We start from the raw sequence: 1,084 nt of genomic DNA, 5'->3' as shown, positions 1-1,084 counted from the left end.
AGGCAAACACCTCGAGCACCTTGGGATTGGCGACATCGGCCCATTCCGGGGGAGCGATCATCAGCGTTCCCGTGGCATAGGGCACTGCGCCGGGCGGAGTGCGCAGGTTCTCGCCGCCGGCGAATACGATGCCGGCGTCGAGTTGCGCGGCGTCGCGACCCATGATGGCGATGTCGTCGCCGTCGCCACCGGCAAAGACATGGGTTGCGCCGGCCTTCTTCAGCCGGCCAATCAGACCGATCTGGTTGTCGAGCTGCGGCCGGAACGTATCGACGAACACCGGCTTCAGCGCCGCCTGTTCGGCCGCCGCCCGCAACGTCTCGGCGATCTCACGGCCGTAGATGGTGCCGTCATCGATGACGGCGAACAGTTCGTTCTGCCAAAGCCGGGTAAGGGTGTTGGCGACGGCATTGCGCTCGTCGTCGCCCCTCGGTCAGAGCCGGTAGACCGGCCAGCCGGTCTTGGGACGACGGTCAGTCAGGCTTTCGGTTCGCACGCCAACGGTGATGACGGCGATGCCTGCGTCCTTCAAGATCGGCATCGCCGCCTCGATCGCTTCCGTACAGAGAAATCCCACGACGACATTGACCTTGGCGGTCGCGAATTCCCGGGCTGCCGCGGCACCCCCATCGGCCGTGCAGGCATCGTCGATGGTCTTGAGCTCGATGCCGTTCGCCTGGGCCGCCACTTCGGCGCCGGCTTCGATCTGCCTGCCAAGGATCGCCGAGGATCCGGAGAGCGGCGCGGCAACACCGACGAGCAGCGTCTGGGCGTTGGCGGCGCCGGTCAGCAGCAGCCAGGCCAGCGCGGCAGATATCGTTGCCCCGGGTCGCATCCTGTCGAAGACTTCCTCCAAGCGAGCCCGGATGGTCCCGGCGCCACTCCCGCCAAGACCTAAAGGCTGCCCGGTCTTGGCGCAACACGCGAATTTCGGGATATGGGCCAAGCACTTCGCTTGTGGCTTGTCATATCTAGCCATATATAGCGATAGGGTTCAGGCTATGGAAAATCTCCGGTGTTGAAGAAGAACGACATAGGACCGCAGGCCTATCGCGACGCGATGAGCCATTTTGCCGGTCACGTC

1 pseudogene is annotated in these 1,084 nt (G+C 64.4%); it reads right to left on the bottom strand.

The features are described from left to right. A pseudogene (locus tag FJ980_RS33730) lies at positions 1 to 835 on the bottom strand (ABC transporter substrate-binding protein); the annotation flags it as partial. Between the last annotated feature and the right edge of the window lie 249 nt (positions 836 to 1,084).

Origin of the sequence: Mesorhizobium sp. B1-1-5 (genome assembly GCF_006443065.1) — a bacterium.
GTDB lineage: Bacteria > Pseudomonadota > Alphaproteobacteria > Rhizobiales > Rhizobiaceae > Mesorhizobium.
Note: the sequence above shows the minus strand (reverse complement) of the source record. Positions and strands in the feature narration are given on the sequence as shown.